At 38.1% G+C, this 1,278-nt stretch carries 1 pseudogene; it reads left to right on the top strand.

The features are described from left to right. Positions 1 to 1,278, top strand: a pseudogene (locus VER_RS10020) (hypothetical protein); the annotation flags it as partial.

Below are 1,278 nucleotides of genomic sequence, written 5' to 3'. Positions count from 1 at the left end.
AATCACTGTTAATAAAGAAAATGCTGGCTTTGGTGTAAAAGGTGCTGAAAACGGTGCGGTAGAAAGCAAAGTAGTAGGTAATGATTTAGTAGTTGATCTTACGGCAGCGACTAAAGAAAAAATCGACAACGCAGCTAACAAAGACCTTTCAAACCTAGACGATAAAGGCAAAGATGTTATTAAAGAAGTTACACAAAGTGCTGTAGACGTTAAAGGCGGCAATAATGTAGAAGTTACTAATGCCACTGAAGATGGCGTTAAAACATACACAGTAAATGTGAAGAACAATCTTGACCTTGGCCCTAATGGCTCCGTAACTGCTGGTGATGCAAGCTTGGGTACTGATGGTTTAACAATTAAAGAAGGCCCATCTGTAACAAAAGACGGCATCAACGCTGGTGGTAAAGTTGTTTCTAACCTTGGCGAAGGCAAAGTAGAAGCTAGTTCCACTGATGCTGTAACAGGTGGTCAATTACACAATGTTTCCACAGAATTAGGTAGTCGTATTGATGGTGTTGATGGTAAGGTAAATACAATTACTGATAAAGTTAATACAATCAACAATAATCTAGAAACTGTAAAAGAAACAGCTGGTAATGCCCTTCAAACAGTAACCGTATCTGGCGACAATGGTCAAATCACTGTAAATAAAGAAAATACTGGCTTTGGCGTGAAAGGTGCTAAGGATGGCGCGGTAGAAAGCAAAGTAGTTGGTAATGATTTAGTAGTTGATCTCAATGCAGCAACTAAAGAAAAAATCGACAATGCCGCTAACAAAGACCTTTCCAACCTAGACGATAAAGGCAAAGACGTTATTAAAGAAGTAAGCCAAGATGCTGTAGATGTAGCTGGTGGCGAAAACATCAATGTTGCTAACGATATTAAAGATGGCGTTAAGACTTTCACAGTTAACATGAAAAATAACATTGACCTTGGTGCTAATGGTTCTATTACCGCTGGTGCTACTAAAGTTGATGGTAATGGTGTAACTACTGGTGACGTAAGCTTAGGTACTGATGGCTTAATTATCAAAGAAGGGCCATCCGTAACAAAAGACGGTATTAATGCTGGTGGTAAAGTAGTTTCTAATCTTGGTGAAGGTAAAGTAGAAGCTGGTTCTACCGATGCTGTAACTGGTGGTCAATTACATAACGTATCGACTGATTTAGGTAAACGTATTGATGGTGTTGATGGTAAAGTAAATACAATTACAGACAAAGTAAATACCAATACAGAAAGCATTAAGACTATTAATAATAATCTTGAAACCGTTACAAA

Origin of the sequence: Veillonella sp. R32, from assembly GCF_010093125.1 — a bacterium.
Classification (GTDB): domain Bacteria; phylum Bacillota; class Negativicutes; order Veillonellales; family Veillonellaceae; genus Veillonella_A.
Note: the sequence above shows the minus strand (reverse complement) of the source record. Positions and strands in the feature narration are given on the sequence as shown.